A 19,312-nucleotide genomic window follows, 5' to 3' on the forward strand; every position below is an offset into this window, starting at 1 on the left:
TCGGCCGCTCCGGGGCGGCCGTGTACTGAAAACTTCTCTAGGTATACACGCCGCTTGCGCGTGGCCATGGCGCTGCACAGAATCGGACGCCCGTTCGATTCGACAAACAAACAAACACACGCAGGAGCCACGCCGTGAAAAAGCCGCAACGACAACCATCCACTCCGCTGCACAAGATTGCGGCACTCGGCGGCGTCACGCTGCTGCTGGCGGCCTGCGGCGGCGGTGGAGGGGGCGGCGGCATCGGCGTGGGACTGCCGCCTCCCGTCGGCGACACCGGCCGCGGCTCGGTCGTCACAGACCCGCCCGAGCAGACCGCGAAGCTCTCGGCCGACCAGTTGCGGACCAACCTCCAGGCCACCGACCAGGGCAAGGCCCTGCTGCAGGTGGCCGGCACGCCCAGGTGCGGGGTCGAGGTGCGCTACCTCGAATACCGCACCATCGGCGGCAAGAACGAAGCCACCAACGCCACCGCCGCGATCATGCTGCCCTCCGGCGCCGACGTGGCCTGCAACGGACCGCGCCCGGTGGTGCTCTATGCGCACGGCACCACCGCCGCGCGCAACTACAACCTCGCCAAATGGACCGACTCCACCCAGCCGGCGGCCGGCGAAGGCCTCACGATCGCCGCCATGTTCGCGGCGCAGGGCTACATCGTGGTGGCGCCCAACTACGCGGGCTACGACAAGTCGACGCTGCCCTATCACCCGTACCTCAATGGCGACCAGCAGGGCAAGGACATGGTCGATGCGCTCACCGCGGCGCGCAAGACCTTCACGGGCATCGACGCCACGGACGCGGGCTCGCTGCTGATCACCGGCTACTCGCAGGGCGGCTATGTGGCGATGGCGGCGCACCGCGAGATGCAGGCCACGGGCAGGTCGGTGACGGCGTCGGCGCCGCTCTCGGCGCCTTCGGCCATCGGCCTGCTGGCGGACTACACCTTCATGGGCTGGCCGGCGCTCGGCAGCACGCTCTTCGTGCCGTTGCTCTCGGCCAGCTGGCAGCAGCAGTTCGGCGATGTCTACGGCAGCACCAGCGACATCTACGAATCGCAGTACGCCCCCGGCATCGACACCCTGCTGCCGAGCCTCACGCCCCTCACCACGCTGTATGCCAATGGCAAGCTGCCGCAGCTGGCGCTCTTTCCCGCGGGCGCGACGCCGGGGCCGGTGAGCCCGGAGCTGTCGATCTTCTACGGCGCCAACAACCTCATCCGCCAGAGCTACCTGACGCAGGCGGCCAGCGACATCCAGGCGAATCCCTGCCCGGGCAATGCGCTGCCTGCCACGGCCGCCTCGCTGAGCACGACCTCGCCGCTGGACTGCAGGCCGGCCGTGGGCTTCCGCAAGGCGGCGCGCGCCAACGACCTGCGCAACTGGCTGCCGACGCGGCCGGTGCTCATGTGCGGCGGCGCCAACGATCCGACCGTGAACTTCCTGAGCACCCGCGCCACCGCCGGCTACTTCCGCGCCCGCGGCATGCCCGCGGCCGCGCTGACCGTGGTCGACCTGGAAGATAACGCCACCACCGACGCGTATTCCGCCGCGCGCGCCGGCTTCGCCCAGGCCAAGAGCACCCTGGCGCAGAACACCCCCGGCAGCGACGCCGACAAGCGGCAGGCCGTCACCCTGGCCTACCACGGCACCCTGGTGCCGCCGTTCTGCCTGGCTTCGGCGCGAGGCTTCTTCCAGGGCGTGCTGGCCGCCGGCGGCTAGCGAAGACCGGGGTTAGCCCATGGACGCCCTGTGCAGGCGGTCGCGCACGCCTTCCCATTCGGGCGTGTCGGGTGGCGTCTCGACCCAGATCAGCTTGACGCCCTGCGCATCGAACTCGCGCAGCACCGCGAACAGCTGGTGTGCGCTGGCCGCCGCGTCGTCGGGCATGCGCCGCTGCAGCACGCGCTGGGAATGGCTGCGCACCTCGGCGCGCGTCCACACCGCGATGTGGGCCGCGCCCGGCCCGAGCACGTCGAGGCCGGCCTGGATGGCCTTGGCATCCATCAGCCGCAGCTTGGCGTTCGGCGCGTAGTGCGCCTCGAGCGTGCCGGAGGCGCGCGGATCGGGCGTCTCGAGCACCTCGCGGTTGCTCAGGCGCTCGCCCGCGGCGGCCTCGATCTGCGCGCGCGTGATCAGGCCCGGGCGCAGCAGCACGGGTGCACCGCGGCTGCAGTCGACGATGGTCGACTCGATGCCCACCTCGCAGGCGCCGCCGTCGATCACCGTCAGCGCGTCGCCGAACTCGTCATGCACATGCTGTGCGGTGGTGGGGCTCACGCGGCCGAAGCGGTTGGCGCTCGGGCCCGCGAGCCCCGGCACGCCCTGCTCTGCGCAGGCCTCGAGCAGGGCCTGCGCGACCGGATGCGACGGGCAGCGCAGGCCGATGGTGTCCTGCCCGCCGGCGGCCGCGGCCGCCACGCCGGGCTGGCGCGTGACGATCAGCGTCAGCGGGCCGGGCCAGAAGGCCTGCACCAGCTTCTGCGCAAAGGGCGGCAGCGGCTGCGCAAAGCGCGACAGCGCCTCGGTGCCCTTGATGCCGGCCGCCACGTGGACGATCAGCGGATGGTCGGCCGGCCGGCCCTTGGCCTTGAAGATGCCGGCCACCGCCATGTCGCTGGTGGCGTCGGCGCCCAGGCCGTAGACGGTCTCGGTCGGGAACGCGACCAGCCCGCCCGCGCGCAGCACGCGCACGGCCTCGGCAATGGCTTCCGGGGATTGGCCGTCGAGGATCATGCGAAGTCGGCCGCCGACAGCGCCGGCAGGCCGAGCACGGTGGCGGCCTGGGAGGCCGCGGCGCGCACGCTTTCGAGGGTGGCACCGGTGAGCGTGAGGTGGCCCATCTTGCGGCCGCGGCGCGGTTCGATCTTGCCGTAGAGGTGCAGGTGCACGCCGGGCAGCGCGAGCACTTCGCTCCAGCGCGGCGCCACCGGCTTGTCGCCGCCCGCGTTGAACCACAGGTCGCCCAGCAGGTTCAGCATGACCGCCGGGCTGTGCTGGCGCGGCGCGGCCAGCGGCAGGCCCGCGAGGGTGCGCACCTGCAGCTCGAACTGCGACACGTCGCAGGCTTCCATGGTGTAGTGGCCGCTGTTGTGCGGCCGGGGCGCCATTTCGTTCACCACCAGCGAGCCGTCGGCCAGCGCGAAGAACTCCACGCACAGCACGCCCACGTAGTCCAGCCCGGTGGCAATGCTCTTGGCCGAGTTGATGGCCGCCTGCGCCACGGTCTTGGGCATGTTCTGCGCATGCACCTCGGTCACGGCCAGGATGCCGTCGCGGTGCAGGTTGCGCTGCGGCGGAAAGTGCACCAGCTGCCCGTCGCGGCCGCGCGCGACGATCACAGAGCATTCGAATTCGAGCGGCAGCAGCTTTTCGAGCACGCAGGGCACGCAGCCCGCGGCCTGCCAGGCGTCGACCAGTTCGGCGCGCGTGGACACGCGCTGCTGGCCCTTGCCGTCGTAGCCCAGGCGCGCGGTCTTGAGGATGCCGGGCAGCAGCATGTCTTCGACGGCGGCGAGCTGGGCCGCGGTCTCGATGACCGCATAGGGCGCGCAGGCCACGCCGCAGCGCGTGAAATGGGCCTTTTCGGCGATGCGGTCCTGCGCGATGGCGATGGCGCCCGCGTCGGGGGCCACGGGCCGAGCCACCGACAGCTTCTCCAGCGAGGGCGCCGGCACGTTCTCGAACTCGGTCGTGACCGCATCGGCCAGGCCCGCGAGCCGCGCCAGGCCGTCGACGTCGGCGTAGTCGGTGTGGATGTGGTGGTGGCTCACGCGGCCGGCCGGGCTGTCGGCGTCGGGGTCGAGCACGGCCGTGAAGTAGCCCATGCGCTGGGCGGCGTGGGCGAACATGCGGCCCAGCTGGCCGCCGCCGAGCACGCCGAGCGTGGCGCCCGGAAGAATGGGCAGATCGTTGTTGCTCACAGCGCACCCCCGCCCTGCGGCGAAAAGGGCGACACGACGGCGCCGTCCACCGGCGGCGGCAGGACCATCGCCTCGGCCGCGGCGGTTTGCGCGGCGCGGAAGGCATCGAGCCGGCTGCGCAGCGCCGGATCGTTCACCGCCAGCATCGCCACCGCGAACAGCGCCGCATTGGCTGCCCCCGCATTGCCGATGGCAAAGGTGGCCACCGGCACGCCCTTGGGCATCTGCACGATGCTGTAGAGCGAATCGACGCCCTGCAGGTGGCGGCTGGCCACCGGCACGCCGAGCACCGGGACCGTGGTCTTGGCAGCCAGCATGCCCGGCAGGTGGGCGGCGCCGCCCGCGCCCGCGATGATCGCCGCCAGCCCGCGCCCGGCGGCGCTTTCGGCATAGGCGAAGAGCGCATCGGGCATGCGGTGGGCCGAGACCACCTTCGCTTCGTGCTGGATCCCGAATTGCTGGAGAATCTCGACCGCGTGGCGCATCGTCTCCCAATCGGAGTTCGAGCCCATCACAACACCGACCTGAATGGTTTCGTTCATGGTTCCAATTTTACGTTTCACCCCCAGTTGTTCCCGATGATCGACATCACTCTCGAAAATTTTCAGGCTGAACTGATCGAAGGCTCGGTCGCCACGCCGGTGCTGCTCGACATCTGGGCCGAATGGTGCGGACCATGCAAGCAGCTCGGCCCGGTGCTCGAAAAGCTCGAAACCGAGTACGCCGGCCGCTTCACGCTGGCCAAGCTGGACGCCGACAAGGTGCCGCAGATCTCGTCGCAGCTGTCCGAAATGTTCGGCGTGCGCAGCATCCCGTTCTGCGTGATGTTCAAGGACGGCCAACCGGTCGACGGCTTCGTCGGCGCCATTCCGGCCGACAAGATCCGCGAATTCCTCGACAAGCACGTGCCCGCCGCCGAGCAGGTCGAAGCCGCCTCCCAGGAGGCCGCAGCCCAGGAAGCGCTGGCCGAAGGCGACACCGAGGGTGCGCTCGAGCGGCTGCAGCATGCGGTGGCGACCGACCCGGCCAACGATGACGCGCGCTTCGACTACATCAAGCTGCTGCTGCAGATGGGCCGCATCGACGATGCCAAGGTGGCGTTCGCGCCGGTGATCGCCCGGACCACGCTGGTGCGCCGCTTCGATTCGCTGCAGCGCTGGATGGACGCCCTCGATTTTGCGGCGCCGGTGTCGGGCGCCGCGCCCGCCGTCGCCGAGTTCGACGCGAAGATCGCCGCCGGCAAGCGCGACTTCGACGCCCGCTTCGCCCGCGCCCGCCTGCTGATGGTCGAGCAGCGCTGGACCGACGCCATGGACGAGCTGCTCGAGATCCTGATGCGCGACAAGGCCTGGAACGAGGAGCTCGCGCGCAAGACCTACATCGCGATCCTCGACCTGATCGAGCCGCCCAAGGTGAAAGTGGCGGACGGGCAGATTCCGCCGGACGATCCGGTGGTGGCCACCTACCGCCGCCGGCTCAGCAGCGTGGTGCTGAGCTGAACTGAGCCGCCTGGCGGCAAATTGCGGGGGAGCGGACGCATCTTGGCGAGCCGGGGCGGCGTCGCATACGATGGCAACGATTCAACTTGTTGCAATTGAAAAGGAAATCCCGGCCATGCGTCTCCCCGCCCGCCACCGCGCCCGCATCGCGCTCCCCGTTTTCGCGACCGCACTGCTGGCCGCCGCCCTGGCCGGTTGCGGCAGCGGCATCAGCCTCGACGAGCCGATCGAGGGACCGGTCTGGCGCCTGGTGCAGTTGGGCGACGAACCCGTGGCGCCCGGCGGCGAGGCGCAGATCCAGTTCGACCGCAGCAGCGGGCGCGTCAGCGGAACGGGCGGCTGCAACCGCGTGTCGGGGTCGTTCACACGCAGCGGCGTCACGCTGCGCATTGGACAGCTGACCTCGACCCGCATGGCCTGCGCGGACCCGGTGCGCGGCGCCAACGAAGCGCAATTCATCTCGGCGCTGCAGACCACCACTACTTATCGCCTGGCCGGCCCGGGACGGCTCGCGCTGCTCGACGCAAGCGGGCGGACCGTGGCGACGCTGAACTCGGCGAGCCGCTGAGGGGGCGAGCCCGCTTCTTCTTCAGCCGGTCAGGCGCTCCAGCGCTTCGCGGTACTTGGCCGCGGTCTTTTCGATCACCTCGGCCGGCAGGCGCGGCGCCGGCGGGGTCTTGTCCCAGGGCTTGCCGTTGATTTTGGTGGCCTCGAGCCAGTCGCGCACGAACTGCTTGTCGTAGCTCGGCGGATTGGCGCCCGCGGCCAGCGCGGCCTGGTAGCCCTCGACCGGCCAGTAGCGCGAGCTGTCGGGCGTGAGCACCTCATCCATCAGCACCAGCGTGCCGGCCTCGTCGAGGCCGAACTCGAACTTGGTGTCGGCAATGATCATTCCCTTGGCCAACGCGATCTGCGCGGCGGTCTCGTAGATCTCCAGGCTGGTCTCGCGGATCTGCTGCGCCAGCTTGGGGCCGACGATCTCGACCACGCGGTCGTAGCTGATGTTCTCGTCGTGCTCGCCGGCCGCGGCCTTGGCCGCGGGCGTGAAGATCGGGCGCGGCAGCTTGCTCGCGTTGGTGAGCCCTTCGGGCAGCGGCACGCCGCAGACCGAGCGGCTTTCCTGGTATTCCTTCCAGCCGCTGCCGGCCAGGTAGCCGCGCACCACGGCCTCGACCGGGATCGGCGTCAGGCGCTTGACCAGCATCGAGCGGCCCGTGACCTGCGGCACCTCTTCAGGCCTGACCACGCTCTCGGGCGCCTCGCCCGTCAGGTGGTTGGGGCACAGCTGGCCGAGCCGGTCGAACCACCACAGCGCCATCTGCGTGAGGATCTCGCCCTTGCCCGGGATCGGCTCGCCCATGATGACGTCGAAGGCGCTGAGCCGGTCGCTCGCGACCATCAGGATGCGGTCTTCGCCGACGGCGTAGTTGTCTCGCACCTTGCCGCGCGCAAGCAGGGGCAGGCTCTGGATGGAAGAGGTGTGGACGGTGGTCATGGGACGGTGCTGCTGTGCGGAAACGGGTGACGGGGGAAAACGGATTGTGCGCGCAGAAAAAAGCCACCGCGAACGGTGGCCTGCGATTCGCGGAAAAAGTTTGTCTTCAGACCACTTCTTGCGCGAGCTCGCCCTTGGCGTACTTGGCGGCGACGACCTGCAGCGTCTCGCCCTTGACCTTGGGGCCCTGGCCTTCGCAGCCAAACTCGATATAGCGCTGCTTGCAGATCTGCTTGGCGGCCTCGCGCGCGGGCTTGAGCCACTCGCGGGCGTCGAACTTCTCGGGGTTCTCGGCCAGGAACTTGCGCACCGCGCCGGTCATGGCCAGGCGGATGTCGGTGTCGATGTTGATCTTGCGCACGCCGTACTTGATGGCTTCCTGGATTTCCTCGACCGGCACGCCGTAGGTTTCCTTCATGTTGCCGCCGTACTTGCGGATGATCTCGAGCAGGTCCTGCGGCACCGACGACGAGCCGTGCATCACCAGGTGGGTGTTGGGCAGGCGGGCGTGGATTTCCTTCACGCGCGAGATCGACAGGATGTCGCCCGTGGGCTTGCGGGTGAACTTGTAGGCGCCGTGGCTGGTGCCGATGGCGATGGCCAGCGCATCGAGCTGCGTGGCCTTGACGAACTGGGCGGCTTCCTCGGGATCGGTCAGCAGCGCGGAGTGGTCGAGCACCCCTTCGGCGCCGATGCCGTCTTCTTCACCGGCCATGCCGGTTTCGAGCGAACCCAGGCAGCCCAGTTCGCCTTCGACCGTGACGCCGACCTTGTGCGCCAGCTGGACCACCTTGCGGGTCACGTCGACGTTGTAGTCGAACGAAGCCGGCGTCTTGCCGTCTTCCTTGAGCGAGCCGTCCATCATCACGGACGAGAAGCCGAGGTCGATGGCGCCCTGGCAGATGGCCGGGCTCTGGCCGTGGTCCTGGTGCATGACCAGCGGGATGTTCGGGTACTGCTCGATCGCAGCCTGGATCAGGTGCTTGATGAAGGCTTCGCCGGCGTATTTGCGGGCACCCGCGCTGGCCTGCAGGATGACGGGCGCGCCGGTTTCCTTGGCGGCCTCCATGACGGCCTGGACCTGTTCGAGGTTGTTGACGTTGAAGGCCGGAATGCCGTAGCCGTTGGCGGCTGCGTGGTCCAGCAGTTCGCGCATCGAGACGAGTGCCATGGGAAATACCTCGCGGAAATAGGGGAAAAAGAAGGCGGAAAGACGAGAGAAAACTGCCCCAATTCTATCGAGCCCCCTTGTGGGACGGCACTGACACGCAGCGCAGGCGCTCCTAGATCGGCAGCTGCGTGGTCGACAGCACCTGCTTGAGCACCACGAAAGTCCGGATCTGCCGCACGCCCGGCAGGTACAGCAGCTGCTCGGCATGCAGGCGGTTGAAGCTGTCGTTGTCGCGCGTTCGCACGAGCATGAAGTAGTCGAACTCGCCCGTGACCACGTGGCATTCGAGGCAGCCCGAGACCTTTTGCGCGGCCTTCTCGAAATCGGCGAAGGAATCGGGCGTGGAGCGGTCGAGCACCACGCCGATCATCACCAGCATGCCGAGCTCGAGCGCCTGGGCGTCGAGCAGCGCCACGATGCCTTTGACGAGGCCCGCGGCCTTGAGCCGCTCCACGCGGCGCAGGCAGGCGGGCGCGCTCAGGTTGACCTTGGCGGCCAGCGCCACGTTCGACACCGAGGCGTCGCGCTGCAGGGCGCGCAGGATGGCGCGATCGGTGCGGTCGAGCTCCGCCGCCGCTTCGGCCGTCTGCGCCGGCGTGGAGCGCAATTTTGTTGTGCTCATTTTTGTTTTCACGACTCAAAAAACTCGGAATCCCCGATCTTGTCTTCTTTTGCACCGCAATTCCACCAAAGTTTGCAAGCACGTTTCGGCAGCTTCTTCCTACGATCGATGGCATTCCACTTCTCTGGAGCACATCGATGAACCTCAAGAAATTCCCCCGCCACGCCCTGACCTTCGGCCCCACCCCGATCCACCCGCTCAAGCGCCTGAGCGCCCATCTCGGCGGCGAGGTCGAGCTCTACGCCAAGCGCGAGGACTGCAACAGCGGCCTCGCCTTCGGCGGCAACAAGACGCGCAAGCTCGAATACCTGATTCCCGAGGCGCTCGAGGGTGGCTACGACACGCTGGTGTCGATCGGCGGCATCCAGTCGAACCAGACGCGGCAGGTGGCGGCCGTGGCCGCGCATCTGGGCCTGAAGTGCGTGCTGGTGCAGGAGAACTGGGTCAACTATTCCGATGCGGTGTACGACCGCGTCGGCAACATCGAGATGTCCCGCATCATGGGCGCCGATGTGCGGCTGGACAGCGCAGGCTTCGACATCGGCATCCGCAAGAGCTGGGAAGAGGCCATGGCCGACGTGCGCAAGGCCGGCGGCAAGCCCTTCCCGATTCCGGCCGGCTGCTCGGAGCATCCGCGCGGCGGCCTGGGCTTCGTCGGCTTTGCGGAAGAAGTGCGGCAGCAGGAAGCCGAGCTGGGCTTCAAGTTCGACTACATCGTGACCTGCTCGGTCACGGGCAGCACGCAGGCCGGCATGGTGGTGGGCTTCGCGGCCGACGGCCGGGCCGACCGCGTGATCGGCATCGACGCCTCGGCCAAGCCGCAGCAGACCTTCGAGCAGATCGTGCGCATTGCCAAGGGCACGGCTGAACTGGTCGAACTGGGCCGCGACATCACCGACAAGGACGTGGTGCTCGACCGCCGCTTCGGCGGCCCCGAATACGGCCTGCCCAACGAAGGCACGCTGGAAGCGATCCGCCTCTGCGCGCGCCTGGAAGGCATGCTGACCGACCCCGTGTACGAGGGCAAGTCGATGCACGGGATGATCGAGAAGGTGCGCCTGGGCGAATTCCCGGCCGGCTCGAAGGTGCTCTATGCGCACCTGGGCGGCGTGCCGGCCCTCAACGCCTACAGCTTCCTGTTCAGGAATGGCTAGCAATAAGCCCGCCCCCGAAGCATCGCGCACTTCGTGTCGCGATGCCTCCCCCGTCCGGGGGCAACACCAGCGGCCCGGCAAAGCCGGTTCCGCGGTGTTTCACGAATGGGCCCCTTGAGGCCCCCTAGCTAGCGCGGCAAATTTTCAGCATGTTGGTGCCGCCGGGGGCGCCCATCGGCTCGCCGCAGGTGATGGCGTAGACGTCGCCGGTCTGCACGATGCCGCGCTTCTTCAGGTGGGCCTCGGCCTGCTCGAGCGCGGTGTCGCGGTCGCTCTCCGAATCCATCAGCAGCGGGCGCACGTTGCGGTAGAGCGCCATGCGGCGCTGCGTGGCCAGCCGCGAGGTCAGCGCGTACATCGGGATGTGCGCGCGATGGCGGCTCATCCAAAGCGGCGTGGAGCCCGACTCGGTGAGCGCCACGATGGCCTTGGCACCCAGGTGGTGGGCCGTGAACAGCGCGCCCATCGCAATCGACTGGTCGATGCGGCTGTAGGTCTTGCCGCTGAAGTCGGCGTCCAGCGTCTTGTCCTCGGCCGCTTCGGCAGCTTCGCAGATGCGGCTCATCTCCTGCACGGTTTCGAGCGGATAGCGGCCCGAGGCGGTTTCGGCCGAAAGCATCACGGCGTCGGTGCCGTCGAGCACGGCGTTGGCCACGTCGCTCACCTCGGCGCGCGTGGGCACGGGGTTGGTGATCATCGACTCCATCATCTGGGTCGCGGTGATCACCACCTTGTCCATGTCGCGCGCCATGCGGATCATTTTTTTCTGCAGCGCCGGCACGGCGGCATTGCCCACCTCCACCGCGAGGTCGCCGCGCGCCACCATGATGCCGTCGCTCGCGCGCAGGATCTCCTCCAGCTTGGGAATGGCCTCGGCGCGCTCGATCTTGGCGATCAGGCCCGGCTTGTGGCCGTACTCGGCCGCGGCCACGTTGCACAGCTGGCGCGCCATTTCCATGTCGGTGGCGTTCTTGGGAAAGCTCACCGCCACGTAGTCGGCCTGGAAGCTCATCGCGGTCTTGATGTCTTCCATGTCCTTGGCCGTGAGCGCCGGCGCCGTGAGGCCGCCGCCCTGCTTGTTGATGCCCTTGTTGTTGGAGAGCTCGCCGCCGAGCTTCACGGTGGTGTGCACCGCCTCGCCGCGCACCGCGTCGACCGTGAGCACGATGAGGCCGTCGTTCAGCAGCAGCCGGTCCCCGGGGCGCACGTCGCGCGGCAGGTCCTTGTAGTCGAGGCCGACCGCCTCGGCATCGCCGGGCTCGGTGCGCGAGGCGTCGAGCACGAACTTGGCGCCCGGCTCGAGCCAGACCTTGCCCTGCGCGAACTTGCCGACGCGGATCTTGGGGCCCTGCAGGTCGGCCATGATCGCCACCTCGCGGCCCGTCTTGCGCGCCGCCTCCCGCACCATGGCCGCACGGTCGATGTGGTCCTGCGCAGTGCCGTGGCTGAAATTGAGCCGCACCACGCTGACCTTGTTCAGGATCATCTGCTCCAGCAGCTCGGGCGTGTTGGACGCCGGGCCGAGCGTGGCGACGATCTTGGTGGCGTGGCGGGGAAGGCGATCCGTGATCATTGAGCGTGTCTCCATTTTGTATCCGCTACTGTATACACTTTGTGTGACAACAGGAAGCGGGCACCGCGGCGCGGGCGCGAAAAATCAGCCTGCGGCACGCTTGGCGAGGATTTCGAAAGCCGGGAGCGTCTTGCCCTCGAGCACTTCGAGGAAGGCGCCGCCGCCGGTCGAGATGTAGCCGACCTGCTTCTCGATGCCGTACTTGGCAATGGCCGCGAGCGTGTCGCCGCCGCCGGCAATCGAGAACGCGCTGCTCTCGGCGATGGCCTGGGCGATGGCCTTGGTGCCGCCCGCGAAGGCGTCGAACTCGAACACGCCCACCGGGCCGTTCCAGACGATGGTGCCGGCTTCGCGCAACTGCGCGGCCAGGATCGCGGCGGTCTTGGGGCCGATGTCCAGGATCAGGTCGTCGTCGGCCACGTCGTTCGCTGCCTTGACGGTGGCGGGCGCATCGGCCGCGAAGGTCTTGGCCGTGACCACGTCCACCGGGATCGGCACGTCGGCGCCGCGCGCGCGCATGGCTTCGATCACTGCCTTGGCCTGGTCGACCAGGTCGGGCTCGGCCAGCGACTTGCCGATCTTGAGACCGGCCGCGAGCATGAAGGTGTTGGCGATGCCGCCGCCGACGATCAGCTGGTCGACATTGGCCGACAAGCTCTTTAGGATGGTCAGCTTGGTGCTGACCTTGGAACCCGCCACGATGGCCACCAGCGGCCGCTTGGGTTGCGCCAGCGCCTTGGTGATGGCGTCGATCTCGGCCGCCAGCAGCGGGCCGGCCGCGGCCACCTTGGCGAACTGCGCGATGCCGTAGGTGGTGGCTTCGGCGCGGTGGGCAGTGCCGAAGGCATCGTTCACGTAGATGTCGGTGAGCGCTGCGAGCTTGCGGGCCAGTGCCTCGTCGTTCTTCTTCTCGCCCTTGTTGACGCGGCAGTTCTCGAGCAGCACGACCTGGCCGGGCTTGACGTCGACGCCGTCGACCCAGTTGGCGACCAGCGGCACTTCGCGGCCGAGCAGTTCGCCTAGGCGCTTGGCGACGGGGGCGAGCGAGTCCTCGGGCTTGAACTCGCCTTCGGTGGGGCGGCCCAGGTGCGAGGTGACCATCACGGCGGCGCCGGCATCGAGCGCCAGCTGGATGCAGGGCACCGAGGCGCGGATGCGCGTGTCCTCGGTGATGTGGCCGGCATCGTCTTGCGGCACGTTGAGGTCGGCACGGATGAAGACGCGCTGGCCGGCGGCCTTGCCCTGCGCGCAGAGGTCGGTGAATCGAATGACGTTCATGGATCTGGAGGAGGTGGTGGAAGACGAGTCGCCTTCCATTGTAGGTTTGGCCCCGGCGCCGCTCCGAGCGCCTGTTGCGGCGCGCCGATCCTTTTCACCCCTTTGGCTGCGTCCTGGCAAAGCGCTCGAGGATCTCGACGAAGCTCGCGGCCGCGGGCGACAGGGTGCGCCGCGCTGCGCTGTAGATGCAGACCTCGCGGTGGAAGTCGGGCGATTCGAGCCGCACCATCTGCAGGCCGTGGGCGCGCACCAGCGGCGCCGAATAGGTCGGGCACACCGTGAGCCCGAGCCCCGAGGCCACCATGCCCAGCGCAGTGGTCATGTACGACACCTCCTGGGTGCCCGGGCGCAGCATGAGCTCGCGCTCGGCCGGCGCCAGCTCGGGCAGCACGCGCTGGCGGAAGTCGCGCGTGGGCGCAATGAAGGTGTACGGGCCGAGTTCGTTCCAGCGCACCTTGCGGCGCTTCGCAAAGGCGTGGCCGGGCGGGCAGATCAGCCAGTGCCGGTCCCGAAACAGCGTGCGGCGCTCGACGGCGCCGTCGACGGCCACGTCCTGCCCCACCGCAAGCTCCACGTCGCCGGCCATCACGCCGGCCAGCAGGTGCTCGGGCAGCGTGTCGGCCAGGCGCACGTCGACGTCGGGAAACGCCTCACGGTAGAACGCGATCACGTGCGGCATCAGCGTGCAGGCCATGAGCTGCGGCGCTGCAAGCCGCAACAGCCCTTTCTTCTTGTCACGCAAATCCGTGACGCCGGCCACCGCGCCCGCGAGGTCTCCCAGCAGCCGGTGCACCGAAGGCAGGAACTCGCGCCCGGCTTCCGAGAGCTGCACGCGCCGCGTATGGCGGTCGAGCAGCTGCACGCCGATCTCGCGCTCGAGCTCGCGCACCAGCACGCTGAGCGCCGATTGCGTGAGGTGCAGCTGCCGCGCGGCCGCGGTGAAGCTGCCGGTCTCGGCCACGGCTGCAAAGGCGCGCAGTTGGCGCAGGGTCAAATTCATATGTTTATTTCATCAATCTATGAATTAATTTCGATTGCATCATAAGACGAGGCATTGCCCAATCGCGGCTTACCGGAGACAAGAAGCCATGCCGACGACCGACCCCGCGGCCCCGCCAGTTCGCGGGCTGCACCATTTCGCCTGGCGCTGCCGCGACAGCGAGGAAACCCGCCGCTTCTACGAAGACCTGCTGGGCCTGCCGCTCGCGCACGTCATCAAGAGCGACCACGTGCCGAGCACGGGCGAGTACTGCCCCTACGTGCACATCTTCTTTCGCATGCGCGATGGTTCGTACATCGCCTTCTTCGACCTGGGCGACGGCATCGCCGCGCTGCCTTCGCCCAACACGCCGGCGTGGGTGAACCACATCGCGCTGCGGGTCGATTCCGTGGCCGACCTGCTCGCCGCCAAGGCGCGGCTCGAAGGCGCGGGCGTCGAAGTGCTGGGCGTGACCGACCACCACATCATCGAATCGATCTACTTCTTCGATCCCAACGGCCTGCGCGTGGAACTGACCACGCCGACCGTGCCGCAGGCCGAGATGGAGGCGCATGCGCTGCGCGCGCGTGCCGAGCTGGATGCGTGGACCATGCGCAAGGCCGGGCTGCGCGCAGCGAAGGACGCGGCGCATGGCTGAGCTGCAACTCGCCGTCATCGACGTGAAGCCCGGCGCGGCGATGGAAAGCCAGTCGGGCCTGCAGCTGCTGCGGCCGCGCATTTACGGCGCCTTTCGCGCGCCGCCGGGCCCGGAGAAGGTCGCGGCCATCGTGATGCACCCGACCAGCAACTTCATGGGCCACTACCTGATCGGCCCGCTGGCCGAGCGCGGCATCTGCTGCATGGGCCTGAACTCGCGCTACGTGGGAAACGACACTGTGCTGCTGATGGAGCGTGCGATCCAGGACCTGGGTGCCGGCGTGCAGTACCTGCGCGCGGCGGGCTACGAGAAGGTGTTCCTGGTCGGAAACTCCGGCGGCGCGGCGCTCTCGGCCTTCTACCAGGCACAGGCCGAGAATCTCACCGCCACCCACCTGCCCGACGGCGACCCCACGCACCTGCACCCCGACGACCTGCCGCCGGTGGACGGCATCGCGCTGTGCGCCGCGCACCTGGGCCGCACGCGGCTGATGCGCGACTGGATCGACCCGTCCGTCACCGACGAGCACGACCCGCTCTCGGTGGATCCCGAACTCGACATGTACGACCCGCGCCACCGCATGCCCTACGACCGGGGCTTTCTCGCGCGCTTCAGCGCGGCGCAGCAGGCGCGGCTCGATCGCATCGAACAGTGGTGCGTCGATCGCCTCGCGCTGCTGCGCAGCACCCCGGGCGCGCCGCGCGACCAGGCCTTCATCGTCTACCGCACGCACGCCGACCCGCGCTGCGTGGACCTGTCGCTCGATGCCAACGACCGCCTGCCGGGCAGCGTGTGGGGCGATGCGCGCCAGGTCAACTACTCGGCCAACGCGATGGGCCGCACCACCTCGCTCACCGCGTTCCTCTCGCAATGGTCCTCGCGCTCGCAGGCGGACGGGCCCACCAACCTCGCGCGCACCACCTGCCCCAAGCTGCTGCTGACCTACACCGGCGACCAGTCGACCTTTCCGAGCACACGCGATGCGTGGATGGCCGCGGGCGGCGCGCGCATCCGCAACGTCGACATCGTGGGCGGCAACCACTATCTCGCGGGCCAGCCCGAGCTGATCCCCCAGGCGGCCGATGCCATCGCCGAATTCGCCCACGCGCTGTAGAAGAGACATGGAAAGCTTTGCATTTGCACCGGCCTACGAGTTGCCGGTCTGGCCCTTCGTGCCGCCGCCCGAACTGGGCAGCACCAAAACCGTTCGCCACCCGATCGTGATCGTCGGCGCCGGGCCTTCGGGCCTCACGCTGGCCTGCGACCTCGCGCAGCGCGGCATACGCGCGGTGCTGCTCGACGAGGACGACACCGTGGGCGTGCGCGGCGCGTCGTCGCGCGGCATCTGCTACGCGCAGAAGAGCCTCGAAATATTCGAGCGCCTGGGCATCTACGAGCGCATCGCGGCCAAGGGCATCACCTGGTCGCTCGGGCGCACCTTCTCGGGCGAACAGGAGGTCTACAGCTTCAACCTGCAGGCAGAGAGCGTCTCCAGGCAGCCGCCCTTCATCAACCTGCAGCAGTTCTACATCGAGTGGTTCCTGGTCGAGCGCATCCTCGAACTCGGGCTCACCGATGTGCGCTGGAGAAGCCGCGTGACGTCCATCGAGCCCTTGAGCGATGGCGTGCGCATCGGCATCGAAACGCCGGCCGGCCGCTACACGATCGAGGCCGACCGGCTGGTCGACGCGACCGGCGCCAACAGCCCGATCCGCACGCAGCTCGGCATCGACGCGCACGCCTCGCGCAGCACCGACCGCTGGTGCATCAGCGACGTGCGCTTCAGAAAGCCGCTGCCCACCGAGCGCTGGACCTGGGTCGACGCACCTTTCAACGAAGGCCGCGGTGTCTGGCAGCACCTGATGGCCGATGGCGTCTGGCGCATCGACTACCAGATGCCCGAGGACTGCGACACCGCCCACATCAGCCGGCCCGAAGTGGCGGGCGCGCGGCTGCGCGAGCAGCTCGGACCGGGCGTGGAGTTCGAGTTCGTCTGGATCGGCCCGTACGGCTACCGCGATCACCTGCTCGACAGCTTCCGCCACGGCCGCGTGTTCTTCATCGGCGACGCAGCGCATGTGGTGAGCCCCTTCGGCGCGCGCGGCGGCAACAGCGGCATCCAGGATGCGGCGAACCTCGGCTGGAAGCTCGCGCTGGTCGCGCAGGGGCAGGCCGGCGATGCGCTGCTCGACAGCTACGACGCCGAACGGCAGCCGGCCGCGAAAGAGAATCTGAAAGTCACGAGCCGCTCGGCGCGCTTCCTTGCGCCACGCTCGCCGGCCGAGCACACGCTGCGCCGCGCGGTGGTGGCGCTGGCCGCGCGCCATCCATTTGCGCGTGCGCTGGTCAACACCGGCCGCATGTCGGTTGCCAACGACTATCCACCCGCGCCGCAGTTGCCCGAAGGCGCACGCACGGTGCAGAACCTGCCGCTGCGCTGGGCCGATGGCCGCGAGACCACGCTGATGCAGCTGCTGGCCGAGGGCACGCAGTGCCTGGGCCTGTGGCTCGCACCCACGCGCGCCGCAGCCAGAGCGGCGATGGACGCCACGGCCTCGCTGCCGCTGCGTCTGCTGGCCATCGGCGGCGACAGCGGGCTGCCGACGCTGCAAGCCGACGAGAAGTTCACGTGCCACCTTGGCATCCACGATGCGGGCAGCTTCGTCCTCGTGCGGCCCGACGCCTACCGCGCCGCGACGCTGGCGCAGGCCACGCCCAATGCGATCGCCAGCGCGCTGCGCACGGCCCTCGCCCACGACCACCACGCCCCATGATCACCGAGCCCCGCATCCCCGACCCCGACGGCTTCTACGCCGCCTTGCTGGCCGCGCACGAAGGACTGAGCGAAGCGCAGAGCGCCGATCTCAACGCCCGGCTCGTGCTGCTGCTGGCCAGCCAGTGCGGCGACCAGGCCGTGCTGCTGGCCTGCATCCACGCCGCGGCCGAAGACCCCACGACAAGCACCGCACCATGACCGCCAACATCTCCTTCGCCTCGGCCTCCGACACGCGCGAGCAGAAGCCGCAACTGCGCGAACTCGCGCCCGACGTCTACGGTTACATCAGCGACTTCGATCCCAACTGCGGCTTCGTCGTCGGCGACGAGCAGGTGGTGCTGATCGACACGCGCCCCACGCCGCGCATGGCGCGCGACTTCCTGGCGGCCATCCGCACGGTGACCGACAAGCCCATCAAGACCATCGTGCTCACGCACTACCACGCGGTGCGCGTGATGGGGGCGAGCGCCTTCGGCGAGGTCGAGGCCGTCATCGCGAGCCGTGGCACGCTCGACTGGATCCGCACGCGCGGCCAGGCTGACTTCGATTCCGAGGTGGGGCGCTTCCCGCGCCTCTTCGCGGGCGTCGAAGAGATTCCAGGCCTGACCTTTCCCACGCAGAGCTTCGAGCGCGAGATGAGCCTCTGGCTCGGCCCCGGCCAGGGCCGCGAGCTTCGGCTGATGGCCCTGGGCCGCGGCCATTCGAGCGGCGACACGGTCGCGTGGCTGCCCGACTGCGGCGTGCTGTTCTCGGGCGACGTGGTCGAGAACCGCTGCGGCGTCTATGCGGGCGATGCCTACATCGGCGACTGGACCGGCACGCTCGATGCGGTGCGGGCCCTGAAGCCGCGCGTGCTGGTGCCGGGCCGCGGCGCCGTGCTGCAGGGCGAAGCCGAATGCTTCGAAGCCATCGGGCTGACCCAGGCTTTTCTCCAGACCTTGCTCGACAGCGTGAAAGCCGGCATCGCCGCGGGCGAAACGCTCAAGGGCTGCTTCGCACGCGCCGAGGCGGCGATGGCGCCGCGCTTCGGCAGCTGGCCCGTGTTCCAGCACGTGCTGCCTTTCGACGTCTCGCGCACGTACGACGAGCTGCGCGGCATCGAACACCCCGTGGTGTGGACCGCGGAGCGCGACCGCGCACTGTGGCAGACGCTGCGCGGCGAATGAGCTGAACCAGATTTCAAGACAACAAGCAACGGAGACAAGAAACGATGAAGCGACTGATTTCCCTCATGGCCGCGGCCCTCGCGCTGGCCAGCCCCTTCGCATCGGCGCAGCAGCCCGCCGCCTACCCGAGCCAGCCCGTCAAATGGATCGTGCCCTACGTGGCCGGCGGCGGCACCGACAACCTCGCGCGCGCGCTGGCCGAGGCGATGCAGCCTTCGCTCGGACAGCCGCTCATCATCGACAACCGCCCCGGCGCATCGACCAACATCGGCGTGTCCGTGATGATGCAGGCCAAGCCCGACGGCTACACCATCATGCAGGCCGAGAACGCGGCGCTGCTCTTCAACGAGCACATGTTCGCCAGGCTGCCCTACAAGCCCGCGAGCGACTTCACCTACATCGGCGCCATCGGCCGCTTTCCGGTGGCGCTGGTGGTGCACCCCGACTTTCCCGCGAAGAACGTGGCCGAGTTCGTGCGCCACGTGAAGGCCAACCCCGAGAAGGTGAGCTATGCCTCGCCCGGCAACGGCTCGCCGCACCACATGGCGATGGAACTCTTCAAGCAGAAGGCCGGCCTGAGCATCACGCACGTGCCGTACAAGGGCGCCGCGCCCGCAATGACCGACGTGATGGGCGGCCAGGTGCCCACGATGATGCTCGACCTGGCCTCGGGCCTGCCGATCATCAAGGCGGGCAAGGTGCGGGTGCTGGCGATTGCGCTGCCGCAGCGTGCGAGCGCACTGCCCGAGGTGCCCACCTTCGTCGAGGCCGGCTTCAGCGACGTCAACGCCTATGCCTTCCACGGCCTGATCGGCCCGGCCGGCATGCCGCCCGAAGCGGTGGCGCGCATCAACGGCGAACTGCACAAGGCGATGAAGGCCCCGAAGGTGGTGAAGCTGTTCGCGGAGTTCGGCTTCGAGGCCCTGCCGGGCACACCGCAGGATTTCTACAAGCTCTCGCGGGCCGAGAGCGAACGCTGGGGCAAGATCATCCAGGCCGCCGGCGTGAAACTGGATTGAACG

General features: G+C 68.7%; 19 protein-coding genes. 10 read left to right on the forward strand and 9 right to left on the reverse strand.

The features are described 5' to 3' along the window. Positions 1 to 134: 134 nt before the first annotated feature. Entirely contained in the window at positions 135 to 1,718 is a 1,584-nt protein-coding gene (locus ACAM54_RS24825; RefSeq protein ID WP_369649246.1) for an alpha/beta hydrolase family protein, read from the forward strand. A gap of 12 nt (positions 1,719 to 1,730) precedes the next feature. On the opposite strand, the gene ACAM54_RS24830 is transcribed toward ACAM54_RS24825, so the two are convergent. From ACAM54_RS24830 to purE, 3 genes are read right to left on the reverse strand one after another with little or no spacing between them, the layout of a single operon-like run. Continuing rightward, positions 1,731 to 2,732 (reverse strand): L-threonylcarbamoyladenylate synthase, encoded by a 1,002-nt coding sequence (locus ACAM54_RS24830; protein ID WP_369649247.1) that lies wholly within the window; start codon positions 2,730 to 2,732, stop codon positions 1,731 to 1,733. Continuing rightward, entirely contained in the window at positions 2,729 to 3,919 is a 1,191-nt protein-coding gene (locus ACAM54_RS24835; RefSeq protein WP_369649248.1) for a 5-(carboxyamino)imidazole ribonucleotide synthase, read from the reverse strand. Before ACAM54_RS24835 ends, ACAM54_RS24830 begins: the two co-directional genes overlap by 4 nt. After that, positions 3,916 to 4,461, reverse strand: coding sequence for a 5-(carboxyamino)imidazole ribonucleotide mutase (purE, locus tag ACAM54_RS24840; protein WP_369649249.1), 546 nt, complete (start codon positions 4,459 to 4,461; stop codon positions 3,916 to 3,918). The genes ACAM54_RS24835 and purE overlap by 4 nt, the downstream gene beginning before the upstream one ends. A 36-nt stretch (positions 4,462 to 4,497) precedes the next feature. On the opposite strand from purE, the gene ACAM54_RS24845 reads away from it, so the two are divergent. Further along, positions 4,498 to 5,418: a tetratricopeptide repeat protein gene (locus ACAM54_RS24845; protein ID WP_369649250.1), complete on the forward strand. Its 921-nt coding sequence runs from the start codon at positions 4,498 to 4,500 to the stop codon at positions 5,416 to 5,418. A 115-nt stretch (positions 5,419 to 5,533) separates the two neighbouring features. Continuing rightward, on the forward strand, positions 5,534 to 5,986 hold the full coding sequence (locus ACAM54_RS24850; RefSeq protein WP_369649251.1) for an META domain-containing protein: 453 nt from the start codon (positions 5,534 to 5,536) through the stop codon (positions 5,984 to 5,986). A 21-nt stretch (positions 5,987 to 6,007) separates the two neighbouring features. Here ACAM54_RS24850 and ACAM54_RS24855 read toward each other — a convergent pair whose 3' ends face one another. The 3 genes from ACAM54_RS24855 to ACAM54_RS24865 all read right to left on the reverse strand — a co-directional run bounded on the left by ACAM54_RS24855 (position 6,008) and on the right by ACAM54_RS24865 (position 8,706). Continuing rightward, the gene (locus ACAM54_RS24855) at positions 6,008 to 6,913 is read right to left on the reverse strand and encodes a phosphoribosylaminoimidazolesuccinocarboxamide synthase (RefSeq protein ID WP_369649252.1); all 906 of its coding nucleotides are present in this window, start codon (positions 6,911 to 6,913) and stop codon (positions 6,008 to 6,010) included. 106 nt (positions 6,914 to 7,019) lie between these two features. Further along, positions 7,020 to 8,084, reverse strand: a complete 1,065-nt coding sequence (gene fba / locus ACAM54_RS24860; protein ID WP_145739259.1) for a class II fructose-bisphosphate aldolase — start codon at positions 8,082 to 8,084, stop codon at positions 7,020 to 7,022. A gap of 112 nt (positions 8,085 to 8,196) precedes the next feature. Continuing rightward, positions 8,197 to 8,706 (reverse strand): Lrp/AsnC family transcriptional regulator, encoded by a 510-nt coding sequence (locus ACAM54_RS24865; RefSeq protein WP_369649253.1) that lies wholly within the window; start codon positions 8,704 to 8,706, stop codon positions 8,197 to 8,199. 137 nt (positions 8,707 to 8,843) lie between these two features. Here ACAM54_RS24865 and ACAM54_RS24870 point away from each other — a divergent pair, with 137 nt between their 5' ends. Next, a complete protein-coding gene (locus ACAM54_RS24870) occupies positions 8,844 to 9,860 on the forward strand; it encodes a 1-aminocyclopropane-1-carboxylate deaminase (protein ID WP_369649254.1) in 1,017 nt (338 codons plus the stop codon). A 124-nt stretch (positions 9,861 to 9,984) separates the two neighbouring features. Here the strand turns inward: ACAM54_RS24870 and pyk are convergent, their stop codons facing one another. From pyk to ACAM54_RS24885, 3 genes are all read right to left on the reverse strand, one after another. Beyond that, the gene (gene pyk / locus ACAM54_RS24875; RefSeq protein ID WP_062364063.1) at positions 9,985 to 11,433 is read right to left on the reverse strand and encodes a pyruvate kinase; all 1,449 of its coding nucleotides are present in this window, start codon (positions 11,431 to 11,433) and stop codon (positions 9,985 to 9,987) included. A gap of 84 nt (positions 11,434 to 11,517) precedes the next feature. Next, positions 11,518 to 12,711, reverse strand: a complete 1,194-nt coding sequence (locus tag ACAM54_RS24880) for a phosphoglycerate kinase (RefSeq protein WP_209500174.1) — start codon at positions 12,709 to 12,711, stop codon at positions 11,518 to 11,520. Positions 12,712 to 12,805: 94 nt separating this feature from the next. Further along, positions 12,806 to 13,711: a LysR family transcriptional regulator gene (locus tag ACAM54_RS24885; RefSeq protein ID WP_369649255.1), complete on the reverse strand. Its 906-nt coding sequence runs from the start codon at positions 13,709 to 13,711 to the stop codon at positions 12,806 to 12,808. 88 nt (positions 13,712 to 13,799) lie between these two features. Between ACAM54_RS24885 and ACAM54_RS24890 the strand changes: the two genes are divergently transcribed. Genes ACAM54_RS24890 through ACAM54_RS24915 form a run of 6 tightly spaced genes read left to right on the forward strand, consistent with a single transcriptional unit; the run spans position 13,800 to position 19,309 of the window. Continuing rightward, entirely contained in the window at positions 13,800 to 14,348 is a 549-nt protein-coding gene (locus ACAM54_RS24890) for a VOC family protein (RefSeq protein ID WP_145739249.1), read from the forward strand. Continuing rightward, the gene (locus tag ACAM54_RS24895; protein WP_145739247.1) at positions 14,341 to 15,462 is read left to right on the forward strand and encodes a S9 family peptidase; all 1,122 of its coding nucleotides are present in this window, start codon (positions 14,341 to 14,343) and stop codon (positions 15,460 to 15,462) included. The genes ACAM54_RS24890 and ACAM54_RS24895 overlap by 8 nt, the downstream gene beginning before the upstream one ends. 7 nt (positions 15,463 to 15,469) lie before the next feature. Continuing rightward, positions 15,470 to 17,122 carry an FAD-dependent oxidoreductase gene (locus tag ACAM54_RS24900; protein ID WP_369649256.1) on the forward strand — a complete coding sequence of 551 codons (1,653 nt, stop codon included), beginning with the start codon at positions 15,470 to 15,472 and terminating at the stop codon, positions 17,120 to 17,122. Next, complete coding sequence (locus ACAM54_RS24905) at positions 17,119 to 17,322, forward strand: DUF2783 domain-containing protein (protein ID WP_145739244.1); 204 nt, start codon at positions 17,119 to 17,121, stop codon at positions 17,320 to 17,322. Before ACAM54_RS24900 ends, ACAM54_RS24905 begins: the two co-directional genes overlap by 4 nt. Next, positions 17,319 to 18,290, forward strand: coding sequence for an MBL fold metallo-hydrolase (locus ACAM54_RS24910; RefSeq protein ID WP_369649257.1), 972 nt, complete (start codon positions 17,319 to 17,321; stop codon positions 18,288 to 18,290). The genes ACAM54_RS24905 and ACAM54_RS24910 overlap by 4 nt, the downstream gene beginning before the upstream one ends. A gap of 44 nt (positions 18,291 to 18,334) precedes the next feature. Next, on the forward strand, positions 18,335 to 19,309 hold the full coding sequence (locus ACAM54_RS24915; RefSeq protein WP_145739240.1) for a tripartite tricarboxylate transporter substrate binding protein: 975 nt from the start codon (positions 18,335 to 18,337) through the stop codon (positions 19,307 to 19,309). Positions 19,310 to 19,312: the final 3 nt, after the last annotated feature.

This window comes from Variovorax sp. V93, assembly GCF_041154485.1.
GTDB classification, from domain to species: Bacteria; Pseudomonadota; Gammaproteobacteria; order Burkholderiales; family Burkholderiaceae_C; genus Variovorax; species Variovorax beijingensis_A.